The following is a 14,476-nucleotide window of genomic DNA, read 5'->3' on the forward strand; positions in this document are numbered from 1 at the left end:
CGCGGACGGGGGAGCGCGGCCTCCGCCGGTTCGGGGATGATGAGCGCATGGTGCGCATCTCGGACGAGGAGTTCGACGCTCTGGTCGACGAGGTGTTCGACGCGCTGCCGGACGACATGGTGCGGCCGCTGGAGAACGTGGCCATCCTCGTCGCCGACCAGCCCACCGGCGCGCGCCCTCGGCTCTACGGGCTCTACACCGGGCATCCGCTGACGCGACGCGGGGTCTACGGCTTCGGGGAGCTCCCGGATCGCATCACGCTGTTCCGCAACAACCTCGAGGCGTCGTGCGCGACCGTGGACGAGCTGCGCGCCCGAGTGCGCGTGACCCTCGTGCACGAGATCGGCCACTACTTCGGCCTGGACGACGCCCGCCTCCAGGAACTCGGCTGGGCCTAACCCAAATCGAGACGTGACTAATCGCGGAAATCGCGGTGGCGAATCCCGCAACTAGTCACGTCTCGGGTCAGACGGCGCGGAGGACGGCTACGACCTTGCCGAGGATGGTGGAGTAGTCGCCCAGGATCGGCTCGAAGTTCGAGTTGCGCGGCAGCAGCCAGGTGTGGCCGTCGCGCTGGCGGAACACCTTGACGGTGGCCTCCTCGTCCAGCATGGCCGCGACGATGTCGCCGTTCTCCGCCGTGTTCTGCGCGCGGACGACCACCCAGTCGCCGTCGCAGATGGCGGCGTCGATCATCGACTCGCCGATCACCTTGAGCATGAAGAGCTCGCCGTTGCCGACGAGCTGGCGCGGGAGTGGGAAGACCTCCTCCACCTGCTGCTCGGCGGTGATCGGCACGCCGGCGGCGATGCGACCCACCAGCGGGACCATGGCGGCGTCGCCGACCGGGGTCTGGTTCTCGAAGTCGGGGGTGGGCGCCGACGGGAGGTCGATGAGGATCTCCAGCGCGCGCGGCCGGTTCGGGTCGCGGCGCAGGTAGCCGCTCAGCTCCAGCTGGTTGAGCTGGTGGGTGACGGAAGAGAGGCTGGAGAGGCCGACGGCGTCGCCGATCTCGCGCATGCTCGGCGGGTAGCCGCGCTGGCTCACGGACTTCTGGATCACGTCGAGGATGGCGAGCTGCTTCTCGCTGAGGTTCTTGCGGCGCCGCGTGCGCGGAGCCTGGTTCTCGTTCGACACGCTCGTCCCTTCGTGACCGTCGCCGACACCCGGAGGAACCGAATGTCGGTGGTGCCTGGTTGTCTTGCGTCCAGACAATCGAAACTGTATCCACAGTACGGCTGCCCGACAAACATGTGTTCGAGTGTGTCTCGAAAAACATCGGGGATTTTCTGCCGGCCCGAGGATTGCGGTCTCGAACATTCGAAGATATATTCGGAACAGAGCTTCGACCGAAGCCCTTTGGAGGTCACGATGAGCACAGCAGTGGTTCACAACGTCGGGATGACGAACGTTGAGATGGGCGACGCGGGGATGTCTTCGCGCGTTCGGCTGCGGCTGACGCGGCGGGGACGAGTGGTCCTGACGCTGCTCGCGGCTCTGCCGATCGTGATCGGGGCGTTCGTGTTCGCGCTCAACGGTGGGGGTGCGGCGGCTTCGGGGGAGCAGACGCACGCGACCTTCCACTACGTGACCGTGCAGTCGGGGGACTCGCTGTGGTCGGTGGCCTCTCGGCTGGCTCCGAATGCGGACCCGCGGGATGTCATCGCCGATCTGGTCAGCCTGAACGGGCTGTCGTCGGCGGTGGTGACGCCGGGGCAGCAGCTGGCGATTCCGGCGCAGTACGACAAGTAGGGGGCGGTTGATCCGCCGCCAGCTCAGCTCGCTCACCTACGGCCGCCGAAAAAGGAGCTTTGGGGCGACACGGCGAAGCATTTCCTGTTGCTCCGTCCGCCGCGGCCGCGACACCTCAGGTGAAGGAGATTTGGTGTGACAGGTCGGGCAATTTCCTGCAGAAGGGGGTTCGGCAGAAGATTTGGGGTCGTGTCTCCTTCTCTAGGTCTTCTGGGGCGGCGGCGACCGAGGGGCGTCGAGGCGGGGGGTGTGTGTCTTGAGGCGTCACACGGCGGGAGGGCTCAGCGCTGCTGACTACCATTGAGGGGTGACCTCCCTCTCCGATCTTCCGATCCGTGACGACCTGCGCGGTCGCACCCCGTACGGGGCGCCGCAGAAGGTCGTGCCCGTCGCGTTGAACGTGAACGAGAACACGCATCCGGTTCCGGAGGACGTCGCCGCCGACATCGTCGCGCGGGTCGCCGTCGCCGTCACCGGGGTGAACCGCTACCCGGACCGGGAGTTCACCGAGCTGCGGGAGGCGTTCGCGCGGTACCTCGGGCACGGACTCGCCGCCGAGCAGCTGTGGGCGGCCAACGGGTCCAACGAGGTGCTTCAGCACATCCTCCAGGCCTTCGGCGGGCCGGGGCGGAGCCTGCTCGGGTTCGCTCCCACGTACTCCATGTATCCGCTGCTCGCCTCCGGGACCGGGACGAGCTGGATCGCGGCCGGACGCGACGCCGAGTTCGAGCTGTCGCCCGAGACCGCGGCGGCGGCCGTGCGCGAGCACGATCCGGACATCGTCATCCTCTGCTCGCCGAACAACCCGACCGGAACGCCGCTGACGCTCGAGACGATCGAAGCCGTGTACTCCGCGGCGCGCGGCATCGTGATCGTGGACGAGGCTTATGCCGAGTTCATGCCGGACGGCGAGCCGTCGGCGCTCACGCTGATCCCCGGGCGGGAGCGGCTGCTCATCTCTCGGACCATGAGCAAGGCGTTCGCGTTCGCGGGCGCGCGCGTCGGCTACCTCGCGGCCGATCCGGCCGTCGTTGACGCGCTCCGGCTGGTGCGCCTGCCGTACCACCTGTCCGCGATCACCCAGGCCGCGGCGCTCGGCGCTCTCGCCCACTCCGACGAGATGCTCGCGATGGTCGGCGAGATCCGGGCGCAGCGCGACCGCCTCGTCATCGAGCTTGCCGAGCTCGGCTACCGACCGCACCGCAGCGGCAGCAACTTCGTGCTCTTCGGCGGCGTCGACGACCCGCACGCGGTGTTCGAGGCCCTGCTGGAACGCGGTGTCCTCATCCGCGACGTCGGCATCCCGAACCACCTCCGGGTCACCGCCGGCACCGAGACCGAGACGACCGCGTTCCTGGAGGCCCTGCGGGCGCTCGGCCGCCCGACCGGAGCCGTGGAGGCCGGCGCGCAGTCGGTAAGCTCGCAGTCATGACGAATCGGACCGCCCAGCTCCAGCGTGCGACCAGTGAGTCGAGCATCGAGCTCAGCCTCGACCTCGACGGCACCGGGAAGTCCGACATCCACACGTCGGTGCCGTTCTACGACCACCTGCTGACCGCGTTCGCCAAGCACTCGCTCACCGACCTGACGGTGCGGGCGACCGGGGACACCGACATCGACGTGCACCACACCGTGGAGGACGTCGCCATCGTGCTCGGCCAGGCCATCCGCGAGGCGCTCGGCGACAAGTCCGGCATCTCCCGCTACGGCGACGCCCTTGTCCCGCTGGACGAGGCGCTCGTGCAGGCCGTGGTCGACATCTCCGGGCGACCCTACCTCGTGCACGGCGGCGAGCCGGCCGGGTTCGAGTTCCACCTGATCGGCGGGCACTTCACCGGGTCGATGGTGCGCCACGTCTTCGAGGCGATCGCGTTCAACGCCGGGCTGACCGTGCACGTCACGGTGGTCGGCGGGCGCGACCCGCACCACATCGCGGAGGCCGAGTTCAAGGCGTTCGCGCGCGCCTTCCGCCAGGCGAAGGCGCTCGACCCGCTGGTGTCCGGCATCCCCTCGACCAAGGGCGCACTGTGAGCGCACCCGACGTCGTCGTCTTCGACTACGGGACCGGAAACGTCCACTCCGCCGTCAAGGCGTTGGAGGCCGCGGGGGCGAACGTGGAGCTCACCGGCAACCGCCGGCGCGCGCAGGAGGCCGACGGCCTCCTCGTCCCCGGGGTCGGCGCGTTCGCCGCGGTCACCGAGGCGCTGCGCCGCTCGCACGGCGACGAGGTGATCGACCGCCGGCTCGCGGGCGGACGCCCGGTGCTCGGCATCTGCGTCGGCATGCAGGTGCTGTTCGAGCGCGGCGTCGAGCACGGGGTGGAGACCGAAGGGCTCGGCGAGTGGCCGGGCACGGTCGACCTGCTCCGCGCCGAGGTGGTCCCGCACATGGGCTGGAACCGGGTCGACGCGCCGGCGGACTCCGTGCTGTTCGACGGCATCCACGACGAGCGCTTCTACTTCGTGCACTCCTACGCAGCGCAGGAGTGGACCCTGGAGGCCACCGGGCCGTTCGCGGCGCCGCGCGTGACCTGGGCCGAGCACGGCTCGCGCTTCATCGCCGCCGTCGAGAACGGGCCGCTCAGCGCGACCCAGTTCCACCCCGAGAAGTCCGGCGAGGCGGGCCTGAAGCTGCTGCGCAACTGGATCGGCTCGCTCTAGCGGCCATCCCCGTCCGCCACGCGGACCCGAACCACCCCGACAGAGGAAACACATGAGCGAATTCACGAACACGCCCAAGCTCGTCCTGCTGCCCGCCGTCGACGTCGCCGACGGCAAAGCGGTGCGGCTGACGCAGGGCGAGGCCGGCAGCGAGACCAGCTACGGCGACCCGGTCGACGCCGCCGCCGAATGGGTGGACGCCGGCGCCGAGTGGATCCACCTGGTCGACCTGGACGCCGCGTTCGGCCGCGGCGACAACCGCGACCTGCTGCGGAAGGTCATCCGCCAGACCAAGGGCGTCAACATCGAGCTCTCCGGCGGCATCCGCGACGACGCGTCGCTGGAGCACGCCCTGGAGATCGGCGCGACCCGCGTCAACCTCGGCACGGCGGCGCTGGAGAACCCGGAGTGGGCGGCGAACGTGATCGGCCGCTACGGCGAGGCGATCGCGGTCGGCCTGGACGTGCGCGGGACGACGCTGGCGGCCCGCGGCTGGACGCGCGAGGGCGGCGATCTGTGGGAGGTGCTGGCGCGACTCGAGGAGGCCGGCTGCGCCCGCTACGTCGTCACCGACGTGACCAAGGACGGCACCCTCAAGGGCCCGAACCTCGACCTGCTGCGCGAGGTGATGGAGCGCACCGAACGCCCGGTGGTCGCCTCCGGCGGCATCTCCAGCCTCGACGACATCGCCGCGCTGCGCGAGCTGGTGCCGCTCGGACTAGAGGGCGCGATCGTCGGCAAGGCGCTCTACTCCGGAGCCTTCACGCTGCCCGAGGCGCTGGATGTCGCCGGCGACTGAGCCAGGGGACGGGCTGGAGGGCGACCCCGAGGACGCCGGACCGGGCGCGCCGTCGAGCGGTCCCACCTCCACCGGCGCCGGCCGGCTGGCCGGGTTCGCGGCGACGCTCGCCGCGTTCACGGCGTCCTCCGGCGACTCCGCTGCGTCCTCCGGCGACTCCGCTGGCCAGCCGTGGGAGGGTCGCGAGTTCGACGACAACCCGTTCGGCGACGACGACGGGTCCGCGCCCCCGGAGCTGCTGGGTGCGCTCGCCGCGTTCCGCGCCGGCGAGGTCGGCGCTGAGGCCGTGGTGGACGCCGTGCGCGCGGTGCGCGTGCTCATCCCGCTCGTCGCCGAGCTGGGGGAGGAGGGCACGAGCGACGCCGGGCTCGCGGTCGACAAGACGCAGGAACTCTCCATCGTGACCGTCGCGGCCCCGGACGGGCGACGCGTCCTCCCGGTGTTCTCGTCGGTGACGGCGATGCAGGCGTGGAACCCGGCGGCCCGTCCGGTCCCGGCTGCGGGACCGCGCGCCGCGCTCGCCGCCGCGTCGGAGGAGACCGAACTGCTGGTGCTCGACCCGACCTCGGAGACGGAGTTCGTGCTGCGGCGGCCGGCCGTCTGGGCGCTCGCGCAGGGGCAGCCCTGGCTGCCGAGCGACCGGGACCCGGTCGTGGTCGCGGCGTTCCGTGCGTCGATCGGCTCCGAGCTCGGGGTCCTCGACGTGAGGCTGGAGGCCGGCGACCCGGGCTACCGGCTCGCGGGCGACGAACTGGTGGTGCGGCTCACGCTCGCCGCCGGCCTCACGGCCGAGGAGCTGAACGCGATCCTGTCCAGGCTCGCGCAGCGCTGGGCCGCGGACGATGCCATCGCCACGCGGGTGGACTCGCTGCGGGTGCAGCTGGTCGCAGGAGCCTGAGCCCCCTCACTTCGCCGTCGGCAGCATCCGCACGCCCGCCACCACCGACAGCACCCCGACGATCGCCACGAACCCCACCAGCACCGGGACGAGCGGCCACAGGATGAGCGCCACGCCCACCAGCAGCACCGGCAGCGCCAGCCCGATGTAGGCGACCAGGAAGATCGCGGCCAGCACCTCGCCGCGGCGCTCGGGCTCGGCGAGCGACCCGGCGACGAGGATGGACGCGCGGAAGGACAGGCCGACTCCCGCGCCGGCCAGCACGCCCGCGATCAGGAACACCGGCAGCGAGTCGCCCAGCACTCCGACGGCCAGTCCGGCCAGGCCGATCGCGACCAGCACCACCGCGACGATCAGCGCTGTGCGCGACCGCAGCGGCGCGAACACGATCTGCGACAGCGCGGACGCGGCGAACACCGAGAACGGCACCGCGCCGGCCACGAGGTGCGACGCGACGTGGAAGGTCCCGGCGAGCACGCTCGGCGCGAGCGAGGTGAACAGGCCGAAGACCGCGAAGCCGGCGAACGCGGCGACGGCCGCGGCCGAGAACGCGCCGCGGGAGGCCGCGGGCACCGAGATGCGCTGCGGCCGGTACGCGGGGCGCTCCTCGGCGCGTTCCACGGTCTCCGGGACAAGGGTGACCGCCAGTGCCGCCAGCGCGAGGATCACCAGGAACACCGCGTACGGCAGCAGCAGCGGCGCGGGGAGGAACTGCGCGAACACCCCGCCGATCAGCGGGCCGAGCGCCAGGCCTCCCGTGTTGACCACCGTGGAGACCGTGCTCGCGAGGCGCGGGCCCTCGGCCGGCCGGGCGACCGACCGCAGCTCGCCGAGGTGCGCCGTCGCGCTCGCCGTGAGCGCGCCGACACCCACGCCGGAGATGAAGCGCGCGACGATCAGTCCGCTCACGTCGTTCCAGACCAGGAACAGCGCCGCCGCCACGATCTCCAGCGCGATCGCGACGAGCACCATCCGGCGCCGGCCCGCCCAGTCGCTCAGGTGGCCGATCAGGAACAGGCTCGCGATCACCCCGACCGCATAGGCCGCGAAGATGACCGTGACGACCCAGGTCGGGAAGCCGTCGCGCTGCTGGTACAGCGCGTACAGCGGCGTCGGGACGGTCGAGAAGGCCATGACGGCGAGGAACGCCGCGGCCACGATCCAGAAGCCGGAGCCGTGGCGGAGGCGCCACGGGCGCGCGTCCTGGCGCGCCGGCGAGGTCGGGTGGGAGGCGGGGGCTTTCATCGACATGCTGACATGATCCGCCCGCCGCTCGATCGTGTCCAACGAAAGCAACCGATCCTTGCAATCGAGCAGAGCGATCGACAGGATGACGTCATGGACACCCGCCAGCTGGAGTACTTCGTCGCGGTCGCCGAGGAGCTGAACTTCACCCGCGCGGCGGCCCGGGTCTTCGCCGCCCAGTCGACCGTCTCGGCCGGGGTCGCCGCCCTCGAGCGCGAGCTCGGCGTGCGGCTGTTCGAGCGCGACGCGCACGGAGTGACGCTCACCAGCGCGGGGGAGGCGGCGCTCACCGAGGCGCGCGCCGGGCTCCAGTCCATCGAGCGGCTGCGCGACCTCGGCGCGGGTGACGGGCCGCTGCGCGGGGTGGTGCGGGTCGGGATCTTCACCAACCTGACCTCCATCGACCTCCCGGGGATCATGGGCGAGTTCCGCCGCAGGCATCCCGGCGTCGACCTGCGGCTGGGGCCGTCCCCGAGCGGCTCGACCGGGCTGGCGGACGACGTCCGGCAGGGGCGGCTGGACGTCGCCTTCTACGGCCTGCCGGACCCGGTGCCCGGCACGATCGCGCTGCCGCTCGCCGACGTGCCGTTCGTGGCGGTCCTGCCGGAGGGGCATCCGCTCGCGGGCCGCGCGGTCGTCCCGCTGGCCGACCTCGCCGGAGAGCGCTGGGTGGACGCCCGCGCGGGCTTCGGCAACCGGGTCGTGCTCGACCGCGCGCTCGCCGCCGCAGGTCTCGGCCGGGAGGTCGCGACGGAGGTGTCCGACCTCGGCGAGATCCCGCGGTTCGTGGCCGCAGGGCTCGGCGTCGGCGCGCTCCCCGAGCTCACGGTCAACCGGGCGGAGGGCGTCGTCGTGCGTCCGTTGTCGCCCGGCGTCGACTGGCGGCTCAGCGTGATCGCGCATCCGCGCCCGGGAGCCGCCGCCCGCGCGCTGCTGGAGTTGATCGCGGAGCGGTTCGGCCGCCCGATCCCGCCTACGCTGGAGGGACCATGACCGTCTTCGCCGCCCTCGTCCTCTTCGTCAACGCCGTCTTCAACGTGATCGCCTGGCCGCGGTTCTTCGCCCGGGTCCGCTCCGACCAGCGGGCCAGGGACGCCGACGGCCGCGCGACGGCGTTCCTGCGCGTGCACGCGACGCTGCTCGGCATCGCTCTCCTGCTCGCGCTGCTGTCCGCGGTCGCGGGGGTGCTGTTGCTCGTCGCCTGAGCCGGATGGGAGCATGAGGGCATGGCCATCACGATCACCGGCGACGCCGAAGCCGACGCCCTCCTCGACCAGTCCTCGTTCGCCCTGCTCGTCGGGATGATGCTCGACCAGCAGATCGCGATGGAGACCGCCTTCACCGGTCCCGCCAAGCTGCGCGACCGGCTCGGCTCGCTCGACCCGGCCGGGATCGCCGCCCTCGACCCCGACGAGCTGGTGGCGGTGATGAAGCAGACCCCGTCCGTGCACCGGTTCCCCGGGTCGATGGCGGGCCGGCTGCAGTCGCTGTCGGCCGCGATCGTCGACGACTGGGGCGGGGACACGGCCGCGATCTGGACGCAGGGCGACCCCAGCGGCGCGGAGGTGCTGCGCCGGCTCAAGGCGCTGCCCGGCTTCGGCGAGCAGAAGGCCAAGATCTTCCTGGCGCTGCTCGGCAAGCAGAAGGGCCTGCAGGCGCCGGGCTGGCGGGAGGCCGCCGGAGACTACGGCGCGGAGGGCTACCGCTCCGTCGCCGACATCGTCGACCCGGAGTCGCTGACCAAGGTGCGTGAGCACAAGCGCGCGATGAAGGCGGCGGCCAAGGGCTGAGCGGCCCGGCGGGCCGGATCGCGACCGGGATGTCGGCGGCCCCCGATAGCGTAGCGGTGTGTTCCTCCTCGACGGTGTGATCGTCACCAGCGCCAGCGATCTGACCGAAGCGTCCAAGTGCGAGTTCGCCTTCCTGCGGACGCTCGACGTCAAGCTCGGCCGGCTGGAGAAGACCGACGAGGTCGAAGATCCGATGTACGTGCGCTCGTCGCGGCTGGGCGACGAGCAGGAGCACCACATCCTGGAGCGTTACCGCGAGCGGTTCGGCGACGGCGTCGCGGAGATCGAGCGGCCCGAGTCGCTGACCGCGGACAGCCTCGCGGAGGCCGTGCGCCTCACTGCCGACGCCTTCGCGCGCGCGAGCGAAGTGGTCTTCCAGGCCACCTTCTTCGACGGGTCGTTCGTCGGTTTCGCGGACTTCATCGTGCGGCTGCCCGACGGTCGCTACCGTGTGCAGGACTCCAAGCTGGCCCGCAGCGCCCGGGTCACCGCGCTGCTGCAGCTCGCGGCGTACGCCGAGCAGCTGCGGCGCACCGGCGTTGAGGTCGACGAGACGGTCGAGCTGCTGCTCGGCGACGGCTCGGTCAGCGAGCACCGGCTGTCCGACATCGAGCCGGTCTACCGCAAGCGCCGCGCTCGGCTGCTCGACGTCATCGCCGAGCACGTCGCGGACGCGGGGCCGGTGGAGTGGGGCGACCCGCGGTTCACGGTCTGCGGCCGCTGCGACACCTGCGACGCGGAGATCGTCGCCGCCCGCGACGTCCTCCTGGTCGCCGGCATGCGCGTCACGCAGCGCGAGCGCCTGGCGGCGGCGGGCATCACGACCATCGACGCGCTCGCCGCCACGACCGGGCCGGTCGAGGGCATCCCCGACGGCACGCTCGCCGGGCTGCGCGAGCAGGCGAGGCTGCAGCTGGAGGCCGTCGAGGGCGCGCCGCCGCCCGTGCGGGTCTTCAACGCTCCGGTGCTCGCCGTCCTTCCGGAGCCCGACGCGGGCGACATCTTCTTCGACTTCGAGGGCGACCCGCTCTACACGGAGGGCGCAGGCGAGCGCTGGAACCTCGACTACCTGTTCGGCATGGTCGACACCGACGCCCGGTTCACCGCGTTCTGGGCGCACGACTTCGCCGAGGAGCGGGTGGCGCTGGAGCGCTTCCTGGAGTTCGTCCGCGATCGCCGCGCCGCCCATCCCGGCATGCACATCTACCACTACGCGGCGTACGAGCAGACGCACCTGCTCTCGATCTCCGCCCGGCACGGCGTCGGCGAGGAGGAGGTCGACGGCCTGCTGCGCGACAACGTGATGGTCGACCTGTACCCGCTGGTGCGCAAGTCCGTCCGGGTCGGCTCGCGGTCGTACTCCATCAAGAAGCTGGAGCCGCTGTACATGGGGTCCGAGCTGCGCGAGAGCGAGGTGACGAACGGCGCCGACTCCATCACCGAGTACGCGAACGCCCGCGACCTGATCGCGCTCGGGCGCTTCGACGAGGCCCAGCCGCTGCTCGACGCGCTCGGAGACTACAACCGCTACGACTGCGTCTCGACGCTCCGCCTCCGGGACTGGCTGCTCGCCCGCGCCGCCGAAGCGGGCGTCCCGATCGGCGCCGCCCCGATGGAGGAGCCGGAGCCGGCCCCGGAGGAGTCCCCGCTGCGCGCGGGCCTGCTCGGGTTCGCCGGGGACCCGCTCGATCCGCACCGCACGCCCGACCGGGAGGCCGTGGCGCTCGCCGCGGCGGCGATCGACTTCCACCGGCGCGAGCAGAAGAGTTTCTGGCAGAGCCACTTCTCCCGGCTCATCCAGCCGGTGGAGGAGTGGGCCGACACCCGCGACGTGCTGGTCGTGGAGTCCGTGCGCGTGGTGCGCGACTGGTACCTCGACGAAGGTCAGCGGGTGGAGCGCCGCGAACTGCTGCTGTCCGGCCAGTGGGGCGCTGGCAGTGCGGTGCGGGTGAGCGAGAGCTCGGGGCCGTTCCTGCTCTACGAGTACCCGGGGCCGTTCCGGCTGCTGCGTGCCCAGCCGGGCGCGCGGACCGTGCGCAGCGCCGCCGTCATCGACGTCACCGACGACGGCTCGGTGCTGGTGCGCGAGACGCTGCCGGAGGACGTGGCGGCCTACCCGCACCTCCCGATGGCGCTCACCCCGGCGCCGCCGCCGAACACGCGCCCGCTCGCCGAGGCGGTGCGGGAGTGGGGCACCGACCTGCTGGCCGCGCGCCGGGACGACCGCTGGCCCCTGAACGCTACCGTCGACCTGCTCCGGCGCACGCCGCCGCGCACGCGATCCGGAGCGCTGGCGCCCGAGGGGCCGGAGGACGGCAGCGGCCGCATCGCCGCGGTCACCGCGAGCCTGCTCGACCTGGACGCCTCCTACCTGGCGGTGCAGGGGCCTCCCGGCACCGGCAAGTCCTACCTCGGCGCCCACGTCATCGCCCGGCTCGTCGCCGCGCACGGCTGGCGCGTCGGGGTGGTCGCCCAGTCGCACGCCGTGGTCGAGAACCTGCTCGACCGGGTCGTGGACACCGGGCTCGACCCGGCCCTGGTCGGCAAGGTGCCGAGCGGCGCGGCCGAAGCGCCGCGGTTCACGCCGCTGCGCCGCAACGGCCACCTGGAGTTCGCCGCCGAGCGCGAGGGCCGCGGCTACGTGCTCGGCGGAACGGCGTGGGACTTCGCCAACCCCGCGCGCATCCCGCGCGGCAGCCTCGACCTCCTGGTGATCGACGAGGCCGGGCAGTTCTCGCTCGCGTCGACCATCGCGGTCGGCGTGGCCGCGCGGAACCTGCTGCTGCTCGGCGACCCGCAGCAGCTCCCGCAGGTGAGCCAGGGCAGCCATCCCGAGCCCGTCGACGGCTCCGCGCTCGGCTGGGTGAGCGCCGGCCACGACGTGCTCCCGGCCGAGCTCGGCTACTTCCTCGCTGAGAGCCGCCGGATGCATCCGGCGCTGGCGGAGGCCGTGTCCCGGCTGTCGTACGAGGGCCGGCTGCACGCGCACCCGAGCGCACGCGACCGCGAGCTCGGCGGCGTCGAGCCCGGCCTCCACCCGGCACCGGTGGAGCACGTGGGCGACGCGACCGCGTCGCCGCAGGAAGCCGCGGAGGTCGTCCGCATCGTGGACGACCTGATCGGCCGCTCCTGGACCGACCCCGCAGCGCACGTTGAGGACGTTCCGCTGGCGCAGGACGACGTCATCGTCGTGACCCCGTACAACGCGCAGCTGGCCGAGGTGCGCGAGCTGCTGGACGAGGCCGGCTTCCCGCAGGTGCGGGTCGGGACGGTCGACAAGTTCCAGGGCCAGGAGGCCGCCGTCGCGATCGTCAGCCTCGCCGCGTCGTCGGCCGCCGACGTGCCGCGCGGGATGTCGTTCCTGCTGATGAAGAACCGGCTGAACGTCGCGATCTCGCGGGCGAAGTGGGCGGCGTACCTGGTGCACTCGCCCGAGCTGACCGAGTTCCTGCCGACGACCCCGGCCGGCGTGGGCGAGCTCAGCGCGTTCATCCGGCTGGTCGAGCCCGCCGGCTCGGGCCGCCCCGCGCCGTCCACCACCGTGGCTGCGCGGGAAGCCGCTGGTGAGGCGCGGGCCTGAGAGCTACGGTGGAGGCGTGTCCCCGGAGGAACTGGAGGAGCTCGTCATCCTGCGACGAGCCCGCGACAAGATCGATCGCGAGTACGCCGAGCCGCTCGACGTCCCGACGATGGCCGCGTCCGCCTTCATGTCGCCGTCGCACTTCTCGCGCCGGTTCCGCGCGGTCTACGGCGAGACGCCCTACAGCTACCTGATGACCCGGCGGATCGAGCGCGCGATGGCGCTGCTGCGCGAGGGGATGACGGTGACGGAGGCCTGCATGGCGGTCGGCTGTACCTCCCTCGGCTCGTTCAGTTCGAAGTTCGCCGAGGTAGTGGGGGAGTCGCCGACCAGCTACCGCGCCCGCGAGCACCGCGCCGTGCTCGCCATGCCGAACTGCATCGCGAAGCAGCGCACCCGTCCGGTGCGGTCGAAGCCCATTCCGGGGTAAGACCCATCCGGGCAGAGCTGAGCAGGAATGGAGAAGCGCGGCCCGCGCCGCGTTCCTAGAGTGGCCCTATGACCATTTCGCTTCAGTACTCGCACATCACCGTCACGAACCCCGAGGAGTCGCTCGCGTTCTATCGTGACGCGCTGGGACTGGACGTCCTGAACGACGTCGAGTCGGGCGGCCACCACTGGATCACGCTCGGCGTCGCCGGCCGGCCCGGCACCGAGATCGTCCTCTCCGACCCGTACGCGGGCCGTTCGCAGTCCGACGGCGACGCCATCCAGGAGCTCGTCGCCAAGGGCGTGCTGACCAACGTCGTCTTCCGCACCGAGGACGACCTCGACGGCGTCTTCGAGCGCGTGCGCGCCAGCGGCGCCGAAGTGCTCCAGGAGCCGAAGGACCAGCCGTGGGGCCCGCGCGACTGCGCGTTTCGCGACCCGTCCGGCAACATGGTGCGCATCTTGCAGTCGGCGGCGCAGCCCGCGTAGCGAACCGCCCGTACCGGGCAGCGTGCGGTGTGCGCCGGGAGCCCCCCAATGGCCTCCGGCGCACACGTACGTCCGATTCTTCCGCCAGCCGCTGCGCCCGACAAGAGTGTTCGTACCTAAGATCCGAAATCTGACGGACTAGGCGTGTGTGCCTCGCGATTTCTTCCCTGGAAGGCTCGATGGGCCAGGTCCCCGACCGTAACCGCGTCGTGGTTGCGGTTCACGTTCTGGGCGCAGCCTGCGAAGCGAGCGGGTCGGCGAATCCGTCCTGCGAGGGCGTGGTGCGCCGCCCCAAATGGTGTCCGGCGCGCCGCGCAGGCCGACTTATCTGTCGTACTCGGATCCTTAGGTCTCTTGTCGCTCGCTGCCAGAGCGTTTGCGCTTCACATTCAGGATCAGTTGTCCTCTCTGGGGCCGATTACATCCCCATCCACTTGTAGTCGAATGCCCATCCGATGGGCTGGAGGCCGGCCCACACGACGAATAGGCCGGTGTTGTCGTAGCACGGGCGCGAGATGTAGTAGCCCAGCTTCTGAGTCTTGTTCTGCTCTGCTACACATGCCGCCTTCGAAGAATAGAGACCTGCTGTGTCGGCGAATGCCGGAGCAGCCGTTCCCGTGAACAACGCAGCCGTGACTGCTACTCCTGCGCCAAATCGCGCGAGCTTCTTCATGTAGAGTTCCTTACTTTTGTGTCGGCGCTGACTCGCACTCGAGTTCGTGAGGCCGACGTGTGATAGCGAGCCCGAGACTGCGAACCGCCACACTGATCGTCTCCGGCGACGTTCGATATGACCAGAGTGGTTGAACCAGATATTGCAAACGTTAAGTTCGC

Annotated in this window: 16 protein-coding genes; 13 read left to right on the forward strand and 3 right to left on the reverse strand. The window is 71.4% G+C overall.

Annotated elements, in window-relative coordinates; genetic code table 11:
• The first annotated feature begins 47 nt into the window (after nucleotides 1–47).
• Nucleotides 48–398 carry a metallopeptidase family protein gene (locus F1C12_RS01005; protein WP_185277030.1) on the forward strand — a complete coding sequence of 117 codons (351 nt, stop codon included), beginning with the start codon at nucleotides 48–50 and terminating at the stop codon, nucleotides 396–398.
• Nucleotides 399–465: 67 nt separating this feature from the next.
• On the opposite strand, the gene lexA is transcribed toward F1C12_RS01005, so the two are convergent.
• Nucleotides 466–1,137 carry a transcriptional repressor LexA gene (gene lexA, locus F1C12_RS01010; protein WP_185277031.1) on the reverse strand — a complete coding sequence of 224 codons (672 nt, stop codon included), beginning with the start codon at nucleotides 1,135–1,137 and terminating at the stop codon, nucleotides 466–468.
• Nucleotides 1,138–1,371: 234 nt separating this feature from the next.
• Here lexA and F1C12_RS01015 point away from each other — a divergent pair, with 234 nt between their 5' ends.
• The 6 genes from F1C12_RS01015 (at nucleotide 1,372) to F1C12_RS01040 (ending at nucleotide 6,109) form a co-directional block, all read left to right on the forward strand.
• The gene (locus tag F1C12_RS01015; RefSeq protein ID WP_185277032.1) at nucleotides 1,372–1,752 is read left to right on the forward strand and encodes a LysM peptidoglycan-binding domain-containing protein; all 381 of its coding nucleotides are present in this window, start codon (nucleotides 1,372–1,374) and stop codon (nucleotides 1,750–1,752) included.
• 307 nt (nucleotides 1,753–2,059) lie between these two features.
• Nucleotides 2,060–3,184 carry a histidinol-phosphate transaminase gene (locus F1C12_RS01020; RefSeq protein WP_185277033.1) on the forward strand — a complete coding sequence of 375 codons (1,125 nt, stop codon included), beginning with the start codon at nucleotides 2,060–2,062 and terminating at the stop codon, nucleotides 3,182–3,184.
• Entirely contained in the window at nucleotides 3,181–3,783 is a 603-nt protein-coding gene (gene hisB / locus F1C12_RS01025) for an imidazoleglycerol-phosphate dehydratase HisB (RefSeq protein WP_185277034.1), read from the forward strand. The genes F1C12_RS01020 and hisB overlap by 4 nt, the downstream gene beginning before the upstream one ends.
• Nucleotides 3,780–4,412, forward strand: a complete 633-nt coding sequence (hisH, locus tag F1C12_RS01030) for an imidazole glycerol phosphate synthase subunit HisH (RefSeq protein ID WP_185277035.1) — start codon at nucleotides 3,780–3,782, stop codon at nucleotides 4,410–4,412. Before hisB ends, hisH begins: the two co-directional genes overlap by 4 nt.
• A 52-nt stretch (nucleotides 4,413–4,464) precedes the next feature.
• A complete protein-coding gene (gene priA / locus F1C12_RS01035; protein WP_185277036.1) occupies nucleotides 4,465–5,211 on the forward strand; it encodes a bifunctional 1-(5-phosphoribosyl)-5-((5-phosphoribosylamino)methylideneamino)imidazole-4-carboxamide isomerase/phosphoribosylanthranilate isomerase PriA in 747 nt (248 codons plus the stop codon).
• Entirely contained in the window at nucleotides 5,195–6,109 is a 915-nt protein-coding gene (locus F1C12_RS01040; protein WP_185277037.1) for an SseB family protein, read from the forward strand. Before priA ends, F1C12_RS01040 begins: the two co-directional genes overlap by 17 nt.
• Before the next feature lie 6 nt (nucleotides 6,110–6,115).
• On the opposite strand, the gene F1C12_RS01045 is transcribed toward F1C12_RS01040, so the two are convergent.
• Complete coding sequence (locus F1C12_RS01045) at nucleotides 6,116–7,360, reverse strand: MFS transporter (protein WP_185277038.1); 1,245 nt, start codon at nucleotides 7,358–7,360, stop codon at nucleotides 6,116–6,118.
• An 87-nt stretch (nucleotides 7,361–7,447) separates the two neighbouring features.
• Here F1C12_RS01045 and F1C12_RS01050 point away from each other — a divergent pair, with 87 nt between their 5' ends.
• From F1C12_RS01050 to F1C12_RS01075, 6 genes are all read left to right on the forward strand, one after another.
• On the forward strand, nucleotides 7,448–8,347 hold the full coding sequence (locus tag F1C12_RS01050) for a LysR family transcriptional regulator (RefSeq protein WP_185277039.1): 900 nt from the start codon (nucleotides 7,448–7,450) through the stop codon (nucleotides 8,345–8,347).
• Nucleotides 8,344–8,559 carry an SCO4848 family membrane protein gene (locus F1C12_RS01055; protein WP_185277040.1) on the forward strand — a complete coding sequence of 72 codons (216 nt, stop codon included), beginning with the start codon at nucleotides 8,344–8,346 and terminating at the stop codon, nucleotides 8,557–8,559. The genes F1C12_RS01050 and F1C12_RS01055 overlap by 4 nt, the downstream gene beginning before the upstream one ends.
• Nucleotides 8,560–8,580: 21 nt before the next feature.
• On the forward strand, nucleotides 8,581–9,144 hold the full coding sequence (locus tag F1C12_RS01060) for an HhH-GPD-type base excision DNA repair protein (protein WP_185277041.1): 564 nt from the start codon (nucleotides 8,581–8,583) through the stop codon (nucleotides 9,142–9,144).
• A 58-nt stretch (nucleotides 9,145–9,202) separates the two neighbouring features.
• The gene (locus F1C12_RS01065) at nucleotides 9,203–12,724 is read left to right on the forward strand and encodes a TM0106 family RecB-like putative nuclease (protein WP_185277042.1); all 3,522 of its coding nucleotides are present in this window, start codon (nucleotides 9,203–9,205) and stop codon (nucleotides 12,722–12,724) included.
• A gap of 16 nt (nucleotides 12,725–12,740) precedes the next feature.
• On the forward strand, nucleotides 12,741–13,154 hold the full coding sequence (locus F1C12_RS01070) for a helix-turn-helix transcriptional regulator (protein ID WP_185277043.1): 414 nt from the start codon (nucleotides 12,741–12,743) through the stop codon (nucleotides 13,152–13,154).
• Nucleotides 13,155–13,222: 68 nt separating this feature from the next.
• Entirely contained in the window at nucleotides 13,223–13,642 is a 420-nt protein-coding gene (locus F1C12_RS01075) for a VOC family protein (protein WP_185277044.1), read from the forward strand.
• A 418-nt stretch (nucleotides 13,643–14,060) separates the two neighbouring features.
• On the opposite strand, the gene F1C12_RS01080 is transcribed toward F1C12_RS01075, so the two are convergent.
• Nucleotides 14,061–14,315 carry a hypothetical protein gene (locus F1C12_RS01080; RefSeq protein ID WP_185277045.1) on the reverse strand — a complete coding sequence of 85 codons (255 nt, stop codon included), beginning with the start codon at nucleotides 14,313–14,315 and terminating at the stop codon, nucleotides 14,061–14,063.
• Nucleotides 14,316–14,476: the final 161 nt, after the last annotated feature.

It is taken from the genome of Leifsonia shinshuensis (assembly GCF_014217625.1).
Taxonomy (GTDB): domain Bacteria; phylum Actinomycetota; class Actinomycetes; order Actinomycetales; family Microbacteriaceae; genus Leifsonia; species Leifsonia shinshuensis_A.